General features: G+C 31.8%; 18 protein-coding genes. 6 read left to right on the top strand and 12 right to left on the bottom strand.

What is annotated here, in order from left to right; translation table 11 throughout:
* Positions 1–21: 21 nt before the first annotated feature.
* From trmL to OZJ21_RS04795, 3 genes are all read right to left on the bottom strand, one after another.
* Positions 22–534, bottom strand: coding sequence for a tRNA (uridine(34)/cytosine(34)/5-carboxymethylaminomethyluridine(34)-2'-O)-methyltransferase TrmL (gene trmL, locus OZJ21_RS04805; protein WP_003700579.1), 513 nt, complete (start codon positions 532–534; stop codon positions 22–24).
* 240 nt (positions 535–774) lie between these two features.
* On the bottom strand, positions 775–1,626 hold the full coding sequence (locus tag OZJ21_RS04800) for a methyltransferase domain-containing protein (RefSeq protein ID WP_087250352.1): 852 nt from the start codon (positions 1,624–1,626) through the stop codon (positions 775–777).
* Complete coding sequence (locus tag OZJ21_RS04795) at positions 1,626–2,141, bottom strand: aminoacyl-tRNA deacylase (RefSeq protein WP_003700582.1); 516 nt, start codon at positions 2,139–2,141, stop codon at positions 1,626–1,628. The genes OZJ21_RS04800 and OZJ21_RS04795 overlap by 1 nt, the downstream gene beginning before the upstream one ends.
* 224 nt (positions 2,142–2,365) lie before the next feature.
* Between OZJ21_RS04795 and OZJ21_RS04790 the strand changes: the two genes are divergently transcribed.
* Together OZJ21_RS04790 and OZJ21_RS04785 are read left to right on the top strand one after the other, a co-directional pair.
* Positions 2,366–3,343, top strand: coding sequence for a GMP reductase (locus tag OZJ21_RS04790; RefSeq protein ID WP_255819554.1), 978 nt, complete (start codon positions 2,366–2,368; stop codon positions 3,341–3,343).
* Between the two features lie 203 nt (positions 3,344–3,546).
* Positions 3,547–4,824: a cation:dicarboxylate symporter family transporter gene (locus OZJ21_RS04785; RefSeq protein WP_003706575.1), complete on the top strand. Its 1,278-nt coding sequence runs from the start codon at positions 3,547–3,549 to the stop codon at positions 4,822–4,824.
* Positions 4,825–4,891: 67 nt separating this feature from the next.
* On the opposite strand, the gene OZJ21_RS04780 is transcribed toward OZJ21_RS04785, so the two are convergent.
* Both OZJ21_RS04780 and OZJ21_RS04775 read right to left on the bottom strand, forming a co-directional pair.
* Entirely contained in the window at positions 4,892–5,455 is a 564-nt protein-coding gene (locus tag OZJ21_RS04780; protein WP_069469153.1) for a copper homeostasis protein CutC, read from the bottom strand.
* Between the two features lie 13 nt (positions 5,456–5,468).
* The gene (locus tag OZJ21_RS04775) at positions 5,469–6,494 is read right to left on the bottom strand and encodes a lactonase family protein (RefSeq protein ID WP_268857510.1); all 1,026 of its coding nucleotides are present in this window, start codon (positions 6,492–6,494) and stop codon (positions 5,469–5,471) included.
* A gap of 141 nt (positions 6,495–6,635) precedes the next feature.
* Here OZJ21_RS04775 and OZJ21_RS04770 point away from each other — a divergent pair, with 141 nt between their 5' ends.
* Complete coding sequence (locus OZJ21_RS04770) at positions 6,636–6,986, top strand: PTS glucitol/sorbitol transporter subunit IIA (RefSeq protein ID WP_003700588.1); 351 nt, start codon at positions 6,636–6,638, stop codon at positions 6,984–6,986.
* Positions 6,987–7,115: 129 nt separating this feature from the next.
* Here OZJ21_RS04770 and glmM read toward each other — a convergent pair whose 3' ends face one another.
* The 3 genes from glmM to cdaA are packed head-to-tail and all read right to left on the bottom strand — an operon-like array spanning position 7,116 to position 10,452.
* A complete protein-coding gene (gene glmM / locus OZJ21_RS04765) occupies positions 7,116–8,468 on the bottom strand; it encodes a phosphoglucosamine mutase (protein ID WP_268857509.1) in 1,353 nt (450 codons plus the stop codon).
* A gap of 23 nt (positions 8,469–8,491) precedes the next feature.
* Positions 8,492–9,607 (bottom strand): CdaR family protein, encoded by a 1,116-nt coding sequence (locus OZJ21_RS04760; RefSeq protein WP_081538112.1) that lies wholly within the window; start codon positions 9,605–9,607, stop codon positions 8,492–8,494.
* The gene (gene cdaA, locus OZJ21_RS04755; protein ID WP_003704517.1) at positions 9,604–10,452 is read right to left on the bottom strand and encodes a diadenylate cyclase CdaA; all 849 of its coding nucleotides are present in this window, start codon (positions 10,450–10,452) and stop codon (positions 9,604–9,606) included. Before cdaA ends, OZJ21_RS04760 begins: the two co-directional genes overlap by 4 nt.
* Positions 10,453–10,684: 232 nt before the next feature.
* Between cdaA and OZJ21_RS04750 the strand changes: the two genes are divergently transcribed.
* Positions 10,685–11,368 (top strand): DUF1361 domain-containing protein, encoded by a 684-nt coding sequence (locus OZJ21_RS04750; protein WP_223686802.1) that lies wholly within the window; start codon positions 10,685–10,687, stop codon positions 11,366–11,368.
* A gap of 135 nt (positions 11,369–11,503) precedes the next feature.
* On the opposite strand, the gene murB is transcribed toward OZJ21_RS04750, so the two are convergent.
* A complete protein-coding gene (murB, locus tag OZJ21_RS04745; protein WP_003700595.1) occupies positions 11,504–12,403 on the bottom strand; it encodes a UDP-N-acetylmuramate dehydrogenase in 900 nt (299 codons plus the stop codon).
* 148 nt (positions 12,404–12,551) lie between these two features.
* Between murB and OZJ21_RS04740 the strand changes: the two genes are divergently transcribed.
* A complete protein-coding gene (locus OZJ21_RS04740; RefSeq protein ID WP_003700597.1) occupies positions 12,552–13,085 on the top strand; it encodes a 3'-5' exonuclease in 534 nt (177 codons plus the stop codon).
* A 71-nt stretch (positions 13,086–13,156) separates the two neighbouring features.
* On the opposite strand, the gene tsaE is transcribed toward OZJ21_RS04740, so the two are convergent.
* From tsaE to OZJ21_RS04725, 3 genes are read right to left on the bottom strand one after another with little or no spacing between them, the layout of a single operon-like run.
* Positions 13,157–13,609: a tRNA (adenosine(37)-N6)-threonylcarbamoyltransferase complex ATPase subunit type 1 TsaE gene (gene tsaE / locus OZJ21_RS04735; protein WP_268857508.1), complete on the bottom strand. Its 453-nt coding sequence runs from the start codon at positions 13,607–13,609 to the stop codon at positions 13,157–13,159.
* Positions 13,610–13,612: 3 nt separating this feature from the next.
* Positions 13,613–14,590 (bottom strand): phosphate acetyltransferase, encoded by a 978-nt coding sequence (gene pta / locus OZJ21_RS04730; protein WP_003710455.1) that lies wholly within the window; start codon positions 14,588–14,590, stop codon positions 13,613–13,615.
* Positions 14,591–14,623: 33 nt separating this feature from the next.
* The gene (locus OZJ21_RS04725) at positions 14,624–15,322 is read right to left on the bottom strand and encodes a uracil-DNA glycosylase (RefSeq protein WP_003706565.1); all 699 of its coding nucleotides are present in this window, start codon (positions 15,320–15,322) and stop codon (positions 14,624–14,626) included.
* Positions 15,323–15,461: 139 nt separating this feature from the next.
* Here OZJ21_RS04725 and OZJ21_RS04720 point away from each other — a divergent pair, with 139 nt between their 5' ends.
* Positions 15,462–16,337 (top strand): Cof-type HAD-IIB family hydrolase, encoded by an 876-nt coding sequence (locus tag OZJ21_RS04720; protein WP_003710459.1) that lies wholly within the window; start codon positions 15,462–15,464, stop codon positions 16,335–16,337.
* Positions 16,338–16,351: the final 14 nt, after the last annotated feature.

Below are 16,351 nucleotides of genomic sequence, written 5' to 3'. Positions count from 1 at the left end.
TAAAATACCAAGCTATCTTACTTATTTTAATTTATCATTTTCATAAGTATGAGTAGTTTCTAAATTAGGGAATCCTTGTTGTCTAAGTGCTTCATAAACTACAATTGCTGCTGTATTAGATAAATTTAAAGCTCTAATATGTTCATCATTTTGAGGAATTCTAATACATTTTTCTGGATTTTGTCGCATAAACATTTCCGGTAAACCAGTTGTTTCTTTACCAAATAAGAAATAATGTTCTTTTTCAGTATTTGTATAATCGGCTTCTGTATATGCCTTAGAAGCAAATTTAGACACGATATATAATTCACCATTTTCAGGAATTGTTTCTAAAAATGCTGGTAAATTAGGATGATAAGTAATTTTCACTTTATCCCAATAATCTAATCCAGCTCTTTTCATATATTTATCATCTGTTGAAAATCCTAGTGGTTCAATTAAATGTAATTCTGTATTTGTACCTGCACAAGTTCTAGCAATATTTCCTGTATTAGCAGGCATTAGTGGTTCAAATAAAACAATATGATTAGCCATATATAAATCCTTTCATAACAATTTTTATCCATAAAAAAAGCGTAGCCATTCGGTGTGGGCACGGCGAACAGCTACGTTAATGAAGTACAATTATATAGCAACTAACGACAGTTCCGTTAATTACTAACAACCGATTTCTTGTAGACTATAGTAACACCATCTTATACTTTTTTCAATACTTTTCAGAAAATTAATTTTAATTTATCTTATACAAATTATTTATCTACTTAAATTTTAAAACTATGCTATTAATAAGGTAACATCTACAGTTATTTCATTTAATGGATTTTGCCTAGCATATTCTAATTGCTCGTTACTTGCACCCCAACTAAGTGGCGTCATTAACAATAAATTTTTAAAATTTTCTGACGTTAAATTAAACTTGTATCTTATACGCTTGCTTTCAAAGTTGGGAAAATGCTTTGAAAATAAATTTAACACCTTATCGTTACTATAACTTGATTTTCTTGAACCTGTACCACCATATAAAAGATGTCGTAGTTCAATTAAATAATTTGCATTAGGAATTACTTTGTATAACTTACCTTCATTTTTCAGAACTCTTAAAAATTCTCCGTAAGATGAAGGTGAAAAAATATCAATAATAGCATCGATACTATTATCCATAAATGGAAGATTTGCTAAATCTGCAATACAAAAAAATGGATGTAACTCATTTTGTGTTGCTAAATTTATCGCATCCTTAGAAATATCAAACCCTATTAGGGTATCATTATACTTCTCTCTTGATCTTGCTAAATTAATTAATGGTGTGCCCTCTCCACAACCTACATCAATTATCTTTAATTTTTTTGTTGGTAATTCTTTCATTATCTGCTCAATAATTGGTGAAAATAGACCGGCTTGTAACAAAGTTCGTCTTGCATTCCACAATTCTTTATTATCATAGTCACTTTTCACTCCATGAGTTAATAAATGTAATGTTCCTTTTTTATTAAGATTGATAACATGTCCATTAATACATACAATACTGTTATCTTGTAAACTGGTTATTTTATTTTGACAAAAAGGACACCGGAAAATTTCCATATTATTTTGAATAAATAATTTTGCTCTATCTATTTTCTTCACTATTCTTTTCTCTCAACTTCAATATATTTACCATTAACCAGTTTAACTAAATCTTCTTGTTTTAATCTAACAGAACGTCCAACTTTACCAGCTGATACTGAAATTACTTCAAAAGGCTTAATTCTTTCATCAAAATAGATTGGAAAACCTTTAAAAGCATGAATACCAATTGGCGTGTTTGCTCCATGAATATAACCAGTTATATTAATTAAATTTTTATTATCAGCTAGGTGTACTTGTTTTTTACCTAATTGTTGAGCAACTAACTTCAAATCCATTTCATGTACAATTGGTAAACAAACTACAAAAAAGTCTTTAGGATCTCCCTTACCTTGTAAAACAATTGTCTTTAAAATAGATTCAGGTTCTACTCCTAATTCAGCAGCTTCCTTCAATGCATCTTTTCCTTGCTCTATCCAATTGAAAGATGTTTCTTCATATTCTATATTGTGTTGGTCTAATACTCGTTCTTCATTAGTCTTTTTTTCTTTAGTTTTTTTCTTCTTTTTTGCCATTTAAACCTCTTCTTTCTAAAATTTAATTATCTTAAACAATAGCACAATCAATATAATTCTAACTTATATCTATATCGATTTAAAGTTTTCAGCTAAACACGAACATTATTGCGAATATTAGGCTATTAGTTTGACATATATTTTAAAATACGTTATCATATCTTATGTTTTGTGATTATTTCTTAATTAATACCGTAAATTATTTAATAGAGCGAGGTTTTATTATGCCAGTTTTTGATTATGAAGATATCCAATTAGTTCCAAATAAATGTATTGTTAAGAGTAGATCTGAAGTAAATACAAAAGTTAAATTTGGACCTATGACTTTTAAAATACCTGTAGTCCCTGCTAATATGCAGACTATTATTGATGAAAATCTTGCTGTTTGGTTAGCTAAGAACGGTTATTTCTATATTATGCACCGTTTTTATGAAAATGAACGTGTTGATTTTGTTAAAAATATGCACGACAAAGGTCTTTTTGCTTCAATTTCTGTTGGAGTAAAACCTGCTGAATATGATTTAATCGACGAATTATCTCAAAAGAATTTAGTTCCTGAATATATTACTATTGATATTGCTCATGGACATTCAGATACCGTCATTAATATGATTAAACACATTAAACACAAATTACCTGGTGTTTTCGTTATCGCTGGAAATGTTGGTACTCCTGAAGCTGTTCGTGAATTAGAAAATGCTGGAGCTGATGCTACTAAAGTTGGAATTGGACCTGGTAAGGCTTGCATCACTAAATTAAAAACTGGCTTTGGAACTGGTGGATGGCAATTAGCTGCTATTCGTGCATGTGCTAAGGCTGCTAGCAAACCAATCGTTGCTGATGGTGGTATTAGAAATAATGGTGATATTGCCAAATCAATTCGCTTTGGTGCTTCAATGTGTATGATTGGCTCCCTTTTTGCCGGACATGATGAAACTCCTGGTGATATTATTGAAAAAGATGGCAAGAGGTTCAAAACTTATTTTGGATCTGCTTCTCAATATCAAAAAGGCGAATACAAAAATGTCGAAGGTAAAAAATTACTTCTACCATACAAAGGAAAAATAGCCGATACACTTCGCGAAATGCAAGAAGATTTACAATCTGCTATTTCTTATGCTGGTGGTAAAGAATTATTAGCTCTTAGAAAAGTTGACTATGTAATTGTTAAAAATTCTATCTATAACGGTGATATGTTGTAATTACTTTAAAAGATTGTTTTTATAACAATCTTTTTTATTTTGTAACAATATCCTGAAAACCCCTAGTTTTGGCCGTTATTTCCGAACTTAATTAATATAAATTATATTTATCTTATAGAATTCTTAACAAAAACATGATTTTTTATTAAAGTTGTGGTAAATTAATATATGGCATATAGAATATAGGAGTTGATTATAAGATTATGAAAAAGAATAAAGTTTTTCGACTTTCTTTAGGTTGGCAAATCATTTTAGGCTTAGTTATCGGTGTAATTCTCGGTGTCGTTTTTGCTGATAATAAGAAGTTTATTGCTTTTGCCAACGGTTTAGGTTCAACTTTCATCAATATGATTTCAATGATTGTTCTTCCTATTGTTGTCTCTAGTTTAATTGTCGGGATCTCTAATATGGGAGATATTAAAAAATTAGGTAAAATTGGATTAAAGACATTAATCTATTTTGAAGTTTTATCTACAATTGCATTTATTGTTGGGATGGTTATTTCTAATTTTTCTCATCTTGGATATATGCTTGATCTAAGTCAATTATCTCATGTTGATATTTCTACTTACGTAAAGACTGCTAAATCTGCTGCTCATAATGGTTTAGGTTCAATACTTATGTCTATTGTTCCTTCTAACTTTTTTGACGCATTAGCTACAGGACAAATGCTACCTGTTATTTTCTTCTCATCCCTATTTGGTTTAGGAATTGCTGCAATCGGTGAAAAAGGTAAAATATTAATTACTTTCTTACAAGCCGTTGCTGAAGTTATGTTCAAAATAACTGGTTGGATTATGCATTTTGCTCCATTTGGTGTTGCTGGTTTAATTGGTGCTACTGTTGCCCAACTTGGTTTAGCTTCATTAAAACCATTGGCACTCTTTATCGTAATGGCATATATTACTATGATATTCTTTATTTTAGTGGTATTAGGTATCACTTCTCGTATTTTTGGTTTCAGAATCATGGATCAATTAATAGTTGTTAAAGATGAACTAATTTTAGCTTTCACAACTGCTAGTTCAGAAGTTACTCTACCTCGTTTAATGCAGAAGACACAAAAACTTGGTGTTGACCAAGCTATTAGTTCATTTGTTATTCCAACTGGTTATACATTTAACCTTGATGGTTCAGCAATTTATCAATCACTTGCTGCTATCTTTTTAGCTCAAGCATATCATGTTCACTTATCAATTAGTCAACAAATTACTTTGCTTTTAGTTTTAATGATTACTTCTAAAGGTATGGCTGGTGTTCCAGGTGCTTCATTCGTTGTTTTATTAGCAACTGTATCTTCAATTGGTGTTCCAGTCTCTGGCTTAGCCTTGATCGCCGGTATTGACCGTCTTGTTGATATGGGACGTACTGCAGTTAACGTTGCAGGTAATGTTACTGCTACTTTAGTTATTGGTAAATCCGAAAACGAATTTGACCAAGCTAAACATGATGCTTACGTAGCAAGTTTTAGAAATAAATAGTTATTTAAAATTAATATTTTCTATAATCAAAAATGGCAATCCCAAAATCATGGATTGCCATTTTTTACTATAATTGAATTTGCTTAAATTCTAACTTTTCTGCTGCTTCGAGTGAAATTGTAGCAGGAACTATATTAGGAAGAACTTCCTTTAACTTAATTAATTCATCTGTACTATCATTATCAGTATAAACACGTGAGATTTGTTTTTCCTCAACCCACTCTGCAATTTTTTCTAACTGATCATTTGTGAATTGAATATTACTTAAATTAATAGTTCCTTCCATTCCACCACAAGCTGCTAAAAATTGATCTGCAGTTTCAACATCGAAACTACCATCTTCATTTAATGCTAAGAACTCTATACTATCTGCTCCTAATGCTTGTGCTTCAAAAATATCTGCTTCTAAAGCTTTAATTTCAATATCTGAATATTGATAAGAAGTTTCAGTTGGAATGTTAATTACAACATTAACTGATACATCATGTTCATGAGCATACTTGATAGCTTCTGCCATAAATCCTTTACTAACAGTTGCTTCATGATTTTTTAAAGTAACACGATGAGTACCTTGTTTTATAACATTGACTAATTCTGATAGCGAATTAACTCGTGTATCCTTGAAAATCAAAACAAATTCCTCCCTATTTTACAAAGTGAACACAAACACCCTCTGGAACTGGAATGTCTGTTTGCAATAGTTCTAGTTTACCAGAAGTTGCATTTCTTGCAAATAAAGATGCAATTGTCGAATTTTGATGAGCAACAACTATAAATCTCTCACTATTATCAAGCGCAAAATCACGTGGAAAATCTCCATTTGTTGAAATAGTTTGAATAAGTTTCAAAATACCGTCTTCTTCAACTTCAAATACTGCGATAGAATTATGTCCTCTATTAGAAACATATACAAATTTATCATCAGAAGAAATACGTATAGCCGCTACCCCATTATGTTTTGTCCAGTCCACAGGTATAGTTGATACTATCTGGATAAGATTAAAAATACCATTATTATATTCCAATACAGCTACTTCACTTGATAATTCTCCTGCTAGATATGCTAATTTACCATTATTGGAAAATACAATGTGTCTAGGTCCAAAACCTTCAGGAGTTTGAAAAGCTGCGATTTCAGAAATCTTACCTTCTTCTGACACATCATATGTGTGAACCTTATCGTCACCTAAATCAATAGTTACCAATTTATTATCAGGTGTTAAATCTGCATAATGAGCATGTGATTTATCTTGTTCTGGACGCGGACCTTTTCCTTCATAAGTAACGGAATCTTTTAATGTTAAAGTATTATCATTTTCTAGGCGATATACTTCAACTAAACCTTTATGATAATTTGCAGTATACACCAACTTACGCTGACCATCATAGCTTACATAACAAGGAGATGCACCATCAGCTAATTTTTGATCAACTAAAACAGGTTTAGGAGTTGTAAGATTATAACTTGCAATTCCTCCTTGTCCCTGATCATTTCCTGTAATTGTCAGTAAAATTCCATTATTAGTCGTTGTAAGATATGTAGGACTTACGATATCATCAATAAATAATTCTAAATCTCTAATTTCTTTTTTCTCAGTATCTAACTCGGCTTGATAAATACCCTTACTGTTATTTCTGGTATAAGTTCCAAAATATATTTTTTCAAGCATGAAAAAGCCTCCTTGTAATAGTTTACATTGTTAAGTATAACATATCACATAAACCTAATTATGTTCCATTGCTCTTATTTCATAATCTAACATCTTCTGTGTTATAATTGCTTTATTCTTTAAAATGGAGTTGAGTAAATTTTGTTTAAAGCAAATGTTGTAAGTATTGGTGAAAATGCAATCAGTGATACAGAACCTATTATCATTTTATTTGGTGAAAATTCTGTAACTGACAACCTAGAAAAAGTATCCGTTGTTCAGAGATTTGAAAATGTCCAATCTGCAGATATAACTATCAATAATGAAATTAAAATTGATGATCAAGTTTATACTGTAAAATTTAAGGGAGATTTAGTTGATAGTAACTTTTCTATGTTAGGACATGTTACTCTATACTTCACTGAAGTACCTGATGAACCTCAAAATAATGCTATCTATTTATCTCCTGAAAAAATGCCATCCATCCACGTTGGTTCTACAATTGAATATTAAACTAACAGGATGCTAGAAAAGCAACTTTTCAAGTGAAACTATAAAAAACATCAATAGTAAAAAGCGCTAGAAATCAACGTTTTCAATAACGTGGTTTCTAGCGCTTTAAGTTTCGAGACTTTTTATTTCTTATTCATTTACACCCATTTCAGCTTCTACAACGTCTGCAATTTCCATTACATAATCATGCACTAATTCTTGAGTTTTAGCTTCAGCCATTACTCTAAGTAAGTCTTCTGTTCCACTTGGTCTTACTAAGACACGACCATCGCCAGCCATTTTTTCTTCAACTTTAGCGATAGCTTCTTTAATCTTTTCATTATCTAAAGCTGCTTTTTTATCAGTAACTTTAATATTTACTAATTCTTGTGGATATGTCTTAACTTCAGCTGCTAATTCTGAAAACTTCTTACCAGTTTGCTTGATTACATTTAATAATTGAAGTGCGGTTAACATTCCGTCACCAGTCGTATTGAAGTCTAAGAATACAACGTGTCCTGATTGTTCTCCACCAACGTTATATCCATCTTTTCTCATTGCTTCTACAACGTATCTATCGCCAACTTTAGTTTGAACAGAATTAAGATTATTTTCTTTCATTGCTTTGTACAAACCAATATTACTCATAACAGTTGTTACAATTGTGTCTTTCTTCAAGCGTCCACGTTCACTCAAGTACTTACCACAAATAAACATAATCTTATCGCCATCAACGATTTCACCATTTTCGTCAACAGCAATACATCTATCGCCATCACCATCAAAAGCTACACCAACTTGTGCACCCTTTTCTACAACAAATTTTGCTAATGCTTCTGGATGAGTAGAACCTACTCCCTTATTGATATTAAGTCCATCTGGATTTGTTGCCATTGTATCAAAATCTGCACCCAAATCTGCAAACAAACGTGATACCAATGCACTTGTAGATCCGTTAGCTCCATCAACAGCAATGTGCATTCCTTCTAAATCATCAGGAATTGTTTGTTCTAAGAATTGTGTATATTTCAAAGCACCTTCACGATAATCACTTAGAGTACCTAAGCCTTCTGCAGAAGGACGTGGTAAAGTATCTTCATCACTTTCTAATAATGCTTCAATTTCTTCTTCTTTTTCATCAGATAATTTATAACCATCGCTACCGAAGAATTTAATTCCGTTATCTTGTACAGGATTGTGTGATGCAGAAATCATAATTCCAGCATCAGCATCTTGTAATCTTACTAAATAAGCTACCCCAGGTGTTGTCATAACTCCTAAAGAAAATACTTCAATTCCTACTGATAAAAGACCAGCAATAAGAGCTTGTTCAAGCATTTGTCCAGAAATACGTGTATCTCTTGCAACTAACACACGTGCTGGTTTATTAGAAGCATGTTGAGTTAAAACATATCCTCCACAACGACCTAGCTTAAATGCTAATTCTGGGCTCAATGTTTCGTTTGCAATTCCTCTAACACCATCAGTTCCAAAATACTTCATATTAAAAAATCCTCACATTCAAATTAATTATTACTTTCAGATGATTTCTCACTATTCGAGCTACTTACACTTATATTTGAGCTAGTTTTACTGCTATCATCTTCAGTTTTATCATTATTCAAACTATTATCTATTTTATTAGTCTGCGATACATCTGCAGAACTTTCATTATTATCTCCACTTGCAGTAATAGTTACCGAAATTGTAGCTGGAGAAATACTTGCAATTCCACTAATTGTTGATTGTAATTGAATTGTTCTTGTTACAGAACTAGTTACACCTTCTACTGACACAGGCACCGTTAATGTTGAAACCTTGCTCAAAGCTTGTTTTGTTCCATGTAACACAACTGTTTTTGTATCTGTTGATATCGAGTAACTTCGATTTTTTTCTCCATCACTTTGAACTAAATTCAAGCTCACTTTTTTACTTGAACTAGCTTCAAAAACCGGAATCGTTACACGAACTGTTTCAGGATCAAAAACTACATCTAAGCTTTTACCCTTTTTATCCAAAGCTTGTAGTAGAACAGATCGTACTACATCATTCTTAGTTCCACTTGGGATATTAACATTTGCTACAACAATTTCGACATTTTTTACATCATTTTTAGCACCTGTAACTCGAACCGTTTGATTATTCATAGTTACACTACCAGTTGCATATCCACTTGCTACATTACTTGAATTATAGCGTGCTTGAACTGGGAAAGTTTTTGTAGCTTTCTTACTAATTTTAACCTTAGCAGTTTGTGGATCTATCTTAGCTGACACTTCTTTGCTCAGCCCAGATTGAGATAAAGTTATTGTATGTTTACCATACCCTTTACCAGTTAAATCGGCATACACCTCAAAATTACGTGTATTGTTAATAGCTGTGACAATTGCGCTTGGCCCAATTATTCTAACCTTTACCTTATCTGGTAATCCTGCCACAAATTCAGTATCTTTTGCTCCCTTAACTTTTAATGGCATCTCAATAACAATTGACTTCTCATTTGTACTTGTTGTTAATGTATGTCCTGTAGACTGTCCTGATGTTAACTGATCTGCATTAACATAGAAAAAAAGAAAAAGAGCAAAAATTAGAGCAACAATTCGGTAGAAAAATTTTGTATTAAAGTACTTTGATAATTTCAATGTTTTCTACCTCCTTTAAAACTCTTAGCAAATCCATCTACAAATTTAGTTAAGATATTATCATTCTTAACTTCTTGCTTAGGAATAAGTTCATTTCTTAAAAGCTTAAGGTAGTCATTTTGAGTTAAATCCCTTAATAATTCACTATTTTTGGTAATTGTAACTCCACCAGTTTCTTCAGATACAACAATCGTCAAAGCATCCGTTACTTCACTAATTCCCACAGCTGCTCGATGACGTGTTCCTAAAGCTTTAGGAATAAGATTACTTTCAGATAATGGTAAGTATGCTGCGGCTACCGCAATCTTGTTATCTTTGATAATAACAGCTCCATCATGAAGAGGCGTATTAGGAATAAAAATATTTATTAGTAATGCACCTGTTATATCTGCATCCAATTTTATCCCTGTTTCAATATAATCTTCTAAACCTGTATTCATTTGGATTGTTATCAACGCCCCAATTCTTCGTTTAGACATATATTGAATAGCCTGATCGAGAGCTTTTACCATCTTCTCTTCTTCAGCACCTTGCTTACGGTTATGGACAAATGTTCCACGTCCTAAATGTTCTAGACCTCGCCGAATTTCAGGCTGAAAAATAATGATAATTGCAATAATTCCCCAATTAATAACTTGGTCCATTATCCAAGATACAGTTGATAATCCAATATACCAGCTTAGTAATTTGATAATTACGATTACTACAATTCCTTTAAAGAGTTGAACTGCCTTTGTTCCTCGAAGAAGCATCATCAACTTATAAATAGCATACCAAACAACTGCAACATCTAATAAGTTTATCAAATGTTGTGCAGTTATCAAGTTGCTCCAATCAAAAGGCATAAATATCCCTCCTTGGTCTTTCAATATTATATCACGTTAACCAATTGAAAAATCTATTTTATTAAAAATAATCCTATACTTTTAGAATTACAATTAACAACATTTGGAATATAATGTTACTTAGAAGACTTTAACTTTAAAATCTTTATAAAGTAAATAATTTGTTCACATTATAGACAAATATATTTGTTAGAATGTTAGTTAAAGAGAATTGGAAAAGTGGTGAATTTTTATGCCTACTAAATTAAAATGGTTCATTCGAATAATCTTTGTTTTATTTATGATTTACATTTATATAGCTGATTATAGCCGCGGAACTTTTTTTAGTTTCTTACTTTTAAATACATTTTTAGGATATATCCCTGTTGAATTAGCGATGCATATTAACGAAAAACAAAATCCTGTTATTTTTTGGCTTTTATTTTTCTTCTGGTTATTATTCTATCCCAATGCACCTTATGTCTTAACAGACTTGTTCCATTTAGCACGTTTTAATCCGTACGACCCTACAACAGGTCTTATGACTTTAAGATTAAAAATGTGGCTAGAATTTACTAATTTAATTTCAAGTGCTCTAGGTTGTACATTGATGGGATTATGGAGTTTTGATCACTTTATTAATGTTATTGCTATTCGTTGGAATAAACGTTCAATTCCTTTCAGAATATCATTGGCCTTTATTTTGACAATTCTTTCCTCAATTGGAATTTATGTTGGTAGATTTTTAAGACTTCATTCAGCTTACCTCTTCACTAGTCCTAAATGGGTGGTTGATTTATTAATAGGTATGTGGAATGCTAGAATGTTAACCTTCGTTATCTTTATGACAATAATTCAATTAATTGTCTGGGCTTCTGTGGCTATTGGACGTCACTCAATTTATTTATATGCAAAACAAAATAATTTAGAAATATAAGAGGCTAAAAAAAGTCTCAATACTTAAAAGCCGCTAGAAATCACATTACTAAAATCGTTGATTCCTAGCGGTTTTTAATATAACTATTTTCTAAAATTCATCTGAAAATATAGTTTTTTCCAGCCTCTCTTATTTTTAATCTTCACCAATTATCCTAACTTCTGTTTCTAATTCAACATCAAATTTTTCCTTCACAACTGCTTGGACATGATGAATAACATCTAAATAATCTTTACCAGTACCATTACCAATATTCACAATAAATCCAGCATGCTTTTTAGATACTTGAACACCGCCTACTGTATATCCTTGCAATCCTGAGTCATGTACTAATTTACCTGTAAAATGCCCTGCTGGACGTTTAAATACACTACCACAAGATGGATACTCTAGAGGTTGTTTTGAAGCTCTTAAAAAGCTAAGTTCTTCCATTCTTTCCCTAATTTTCTTTATATCACCATGTTCTAGTTTAAAGGTTGCAGCAACTACAATATCATCTTCACTTTGTAAACGACTATGGCGATAACCAAAGTCTAACTCATCTACAGTATAAGTTTTGTATTCACCATTACGAGTTAATAACTTAACAGATTCAACAATGTTTTTTATTTCCCCACCGTAAGCTCCAGCGTTCATAAATATTGCTCCACCAATACTACCAGGAATTCCTGACGCAAACTCCATTCCGGTTAGACTGTGCTTAGCTGCTACACGGGTTGTTCCTATCAAAGAAGCTCCTGCTTGTGCTGTGACTTTTGTTCCATCAACGGTTATCTGATTTAGATGTTGCAAAATTACGACTAGACCTCTAATTCCACCATCTTTAACAATTAAATTGCTTGCATTTCCTAAAATTGTCAAAGGTACATTATTTTTTTTAGCAATTTTAATTAATTTTTCAGTTTCTTCAATACTGTCAGGAAAAGCTAATACGTCAGCTTTTCCTCCTGTTTTTGTATTTGTATATTTCTTTAATTCTTCATCAAATTTAACATTTAAATCCAAAAACAATTCTCTTAAATCATTTGTTGTCATTTTATTCCCTCGTTATTAAATAGTTTCATTTTTAATTCTAACATACTATAGCTAGATTATAATTGTAAATCTAGTTATTAATATATTATTCGCTTTTTAAGTCTAAAATTGTTAGACTAGATATATCTATAAAACAGAAGGTGATTTTTTGAATTTCGTAGCAATTGACTTTGAAACAGCCAATCCTAAAAGATATAGTGCCTGTTCTTTAGCACTAACTGTTGTTAAAAATAATCAAATTGCCGATCAATTTTATTCTTTAATCAAGCCTGATACTGATTTTTCTTGGAGAAATATTCAAGTCCATGGAATTACAGAAAAACAAGTACAAAATGCACCTAGTTTTCCTGAACTCTGGCCACATATTCAAAATTTCTTTACACCTAACAATCTAATTGTTGCTCATAATGCAAGTTTTGATTCCAGTGTTTTATTAAGAACACTAGAACATTATGATATCACCCTGCCACATTATCAACTATTAGATACACTTAGAACTAGTAAGAAATTTTTCAAAGATTTTGAGAATCACAAGCTTGATACAATTTGTAATAACTTAAACATCGATTTAAAGCATCATCATAATGCTTTATTTGATAGTACTGCTTGTGCTGAAATTTTACTTTACCAAGCTAATCTTTTTGGTGAAGATCAGTTACAACCATTCATTAAAATAAAATAAATCAAAAGCACTGTAAAGATCTGACTTCTGTACGTAATCAGATCCTACAGTGCTTTTATTAGCATCAAATATTATAACTCCGCTAGCAATTCTTGATAACGTTCCCCTTTAGCCTCAATTACTATCTTTCTCTGATCATCATTTTGTTCATCTTTAATGATATGAATAATCAAATATTCATTAGGTAATTCATCATCAATAAATTGTGACCACTCAACAACACTTACACCGTCACCGTTAAAATATTCATCTAAGCCAATATCATCAGCACTGGCATCTTCTAAACGATAAACATCCATATGATATAGTGGTAATCTACCTTCATGATATTCTCTAACAATTGTAAATGTTGGACTTTTTACATTTTTCTTAATTCCTAATCCTAAAGCAAGTCCTTTAGTGAAAGTTGTTTTACCAGCACCTAAATCTCCATCTAGCAAAATAATATCTTGAGGCTTTAAAAATTGAGCTATCTTTTTTGCCAACTTTTCTGTATCTTCTACTTTTTTACTTACTATTTCCATGTTTTACATCAAAGCTTGAGCTGCTGTAATAATTGCAACCTTGTAGACATCTTCTTCAACAGAACCTCTTGATAAATCTGATACAGGTTTATTTAACCCTTGAAGAACAGGTCCAATTGCTTCGAATCCTCCTAATCTTTGTGCAATTTTATATCCAATATTTCCAGATTGTAATTCTGGGAATACAAAGACATTAGCGTGTCCTGCAACTTCTGATTCTGGTGCCTTTTGTTTAGCAACAACTGGTACAAAAGCTGCATCAAATTGTAGTTCTCCATCAATCTTTTCATTAGGTGCTAATTCTTTAGCTAATTTTACTGCTTCTTGAACTTTTGTTACTTCATCTGATTTGGCTGAACCCATTGTAGAGAAACTTAGCATTGCAACTTGTGGATCAATATCAAAAATTTTAGCAGTGTTTGCACTTTCCACAGCAATTTCAGCTAATTCTTGTGCACCTGGATTAATATTGATAGCGCAATCTGCAAATAAATATCTTTCATCACCTTTAACCATTACAAAAGCACCACTTGTTCTACTTACGCCTGGCTTTGTTTTAATTATTTGTAATGCTGGGCGTACTGTATCCCCTGTTGAATGAATAGCACCTGAAACTAAGCCATCAGCTTTATCCATGTAAACTAACATTGTTCCAAAATAATTTACATCACGTAGCATTGTTTCTGCTTGTTCTTTAGTATTTTTGCCTTTTCTGCGTTCAACAAAAGCTTCTACCATTTCAGCAAATTTATCTTCAGGGTAAGTATTTGGATCAATTAATTCAATATCTCCTAAATCTACCCCTTCATTTTCCGCATTTTGCTTAATTTCATCAACTTTTCCTAACAAAATAGGAACTACTAAACCGTCATTCTTCAATCGAATAGCTGCACGAAAAATGCGTGGTTCTTGTCCTTCTGGGAATACTATTGTTTTGTTTGCTCCTGCAACTTTTTGCTTTAAGTTATCAAATAAATCCATTTAAAACACCTCTAAAATTAAATTAAGGTTAATTTACTTTTCTGTCAATTCTACTTTCTCTGGTAATTGCCAATCTATCGGCGTTTCACCTAATGCCTCTAAAGCAGCGTTAGTTTTTGAAAACGGACGAGATCCAAAAAATCCTCTGTTAGCAGAAAGAGGACTAGGATGTGGAGATTCAATAATGATATTCTTCTTTCTATCAATCAAAGCTGCCTTTTTTCTAGCAGCAGCTCCCCACAATATAAAAACAACTGGCATTGGTCTTTCTGAGAGCTTTTTAATCGCTTCATCCGTCAATTTTTCCCAACCTTTTCCTTGATGGGAAAATGCCTGTCCATTTCTAACTGTTAAAACTGAATTTAACATTAAAACACCCTGTTTAGCCCATTTTTCAAGATAACCATGATTAACAGGTTTTATTCCTAAATCAGAGTATAACTCCTTGTAGATATTCCGTAATGAAGGTGGAATAGCCACGCCTGGTAACACAGAAAAACTTAACCCATGAGCTTGATTAGGGCCATGATAAGGATCTTGTCCTAAAATGACAACTTTTACCTTTGAAAATGGCGTCCATTCAAAGGCTTCGTATATATGGTACATATCTGGGTGAATATACTGCGTCTTATATTCATTTTTTAAAAAATTATGCAATTCTGTATAATAAGGTTTCTCAAATTCTGGACCTAATACTTCTTGCCAATCATTGTGTATAAACGTTTTCAACATGAACACCTCGTTTTCTATTCTATCATAAATTTATTTAAAGATTAATTACTATCACTAAATTCTTAGTCTCTAAAATTTACTTTTCTTCACTATATCATGGTAAACTAGTAGTATAAAGTTTTTTAGGGAGGCTTCCTTTATGATACAAATAATCGCTTCAGATATGGACGGTACACTTTTAAATGACAAAATGGTAATTTCTAAACGAAATGCCGATGCTATTAAAGAAGCACAAAAAAATGGGGTTCACTTCATTGTTTCCTCTGGTCGTGGATATAATGAAATCAAGCCTTTAATTGAGGCTGCTGATTTCAATAGTCCTATGATTACACTTAACGGTGCTGAAGTTTTAGATGAAAATGGAAAAGTTTTAAGTTCTTCTCCTCTACCTAAAATTACTGCTAAAAAAATCATTCGCTTATTACGAAAAAAAGGACTCTACGCTGAAGTAATCACTTCAAAGGGCATCTACTCTGATAACAAAGCTAAAAGAATTGAAAACTTTGCTGAACTTTTAACTCGAGTTAGTCCTGATACTCCATATAAGTTAGCTGTTATCATGGCTTCTAATCGTCTAGAACTTATGAATATCAATTATACTGACGACTATATGGAACTTATAGATGAAAAGCACACCAAAGTTTTCAAAATTGTTGCCTTTAGTTCTGAAGGTAAGAAAGTTTTAGATCCTATTCGTGATGAAATCAGTGAAAATTCTGAACTTGTTGTAACCTCTTCTTCTGAATCTAACATTGAAATTAATCATGTTAATGCTCAGAAAGGAATTGCTTTACAAGCATATGCTGACTATTTAAATATACCTATGGATAACGTCATGGCAATTGGCGACAATAACAATGATGTTTCTATGTTAAAAGTCGCTGGAATGAGTTATGCAATGGAAAATGGCTCTAACGAAGTTAAAATGTTAGCTAAAAGAATAGCTGACACTAATACTTCTGACGGTGTTGGTAAGGCTATTGAAGAAGTTCTTAGAGAAAATCAAGAACACTAATTAATCTATAATTA

The sequence above is a fragment of the Ligilactobacillus sp. UO.C109 genome (assembly GCF_026847815.1).
In the GTDB taxonomy this organism is placed as follows: Bacteria; Bacillota; Bacilli; order Lactobacillales; family Lactobacillaceae; genus Ligilactobacillus; species Ligilactobacillus salivarius.
This window is presented reverse-complemented; position numbering and strand designations above follow the sequence as displayed.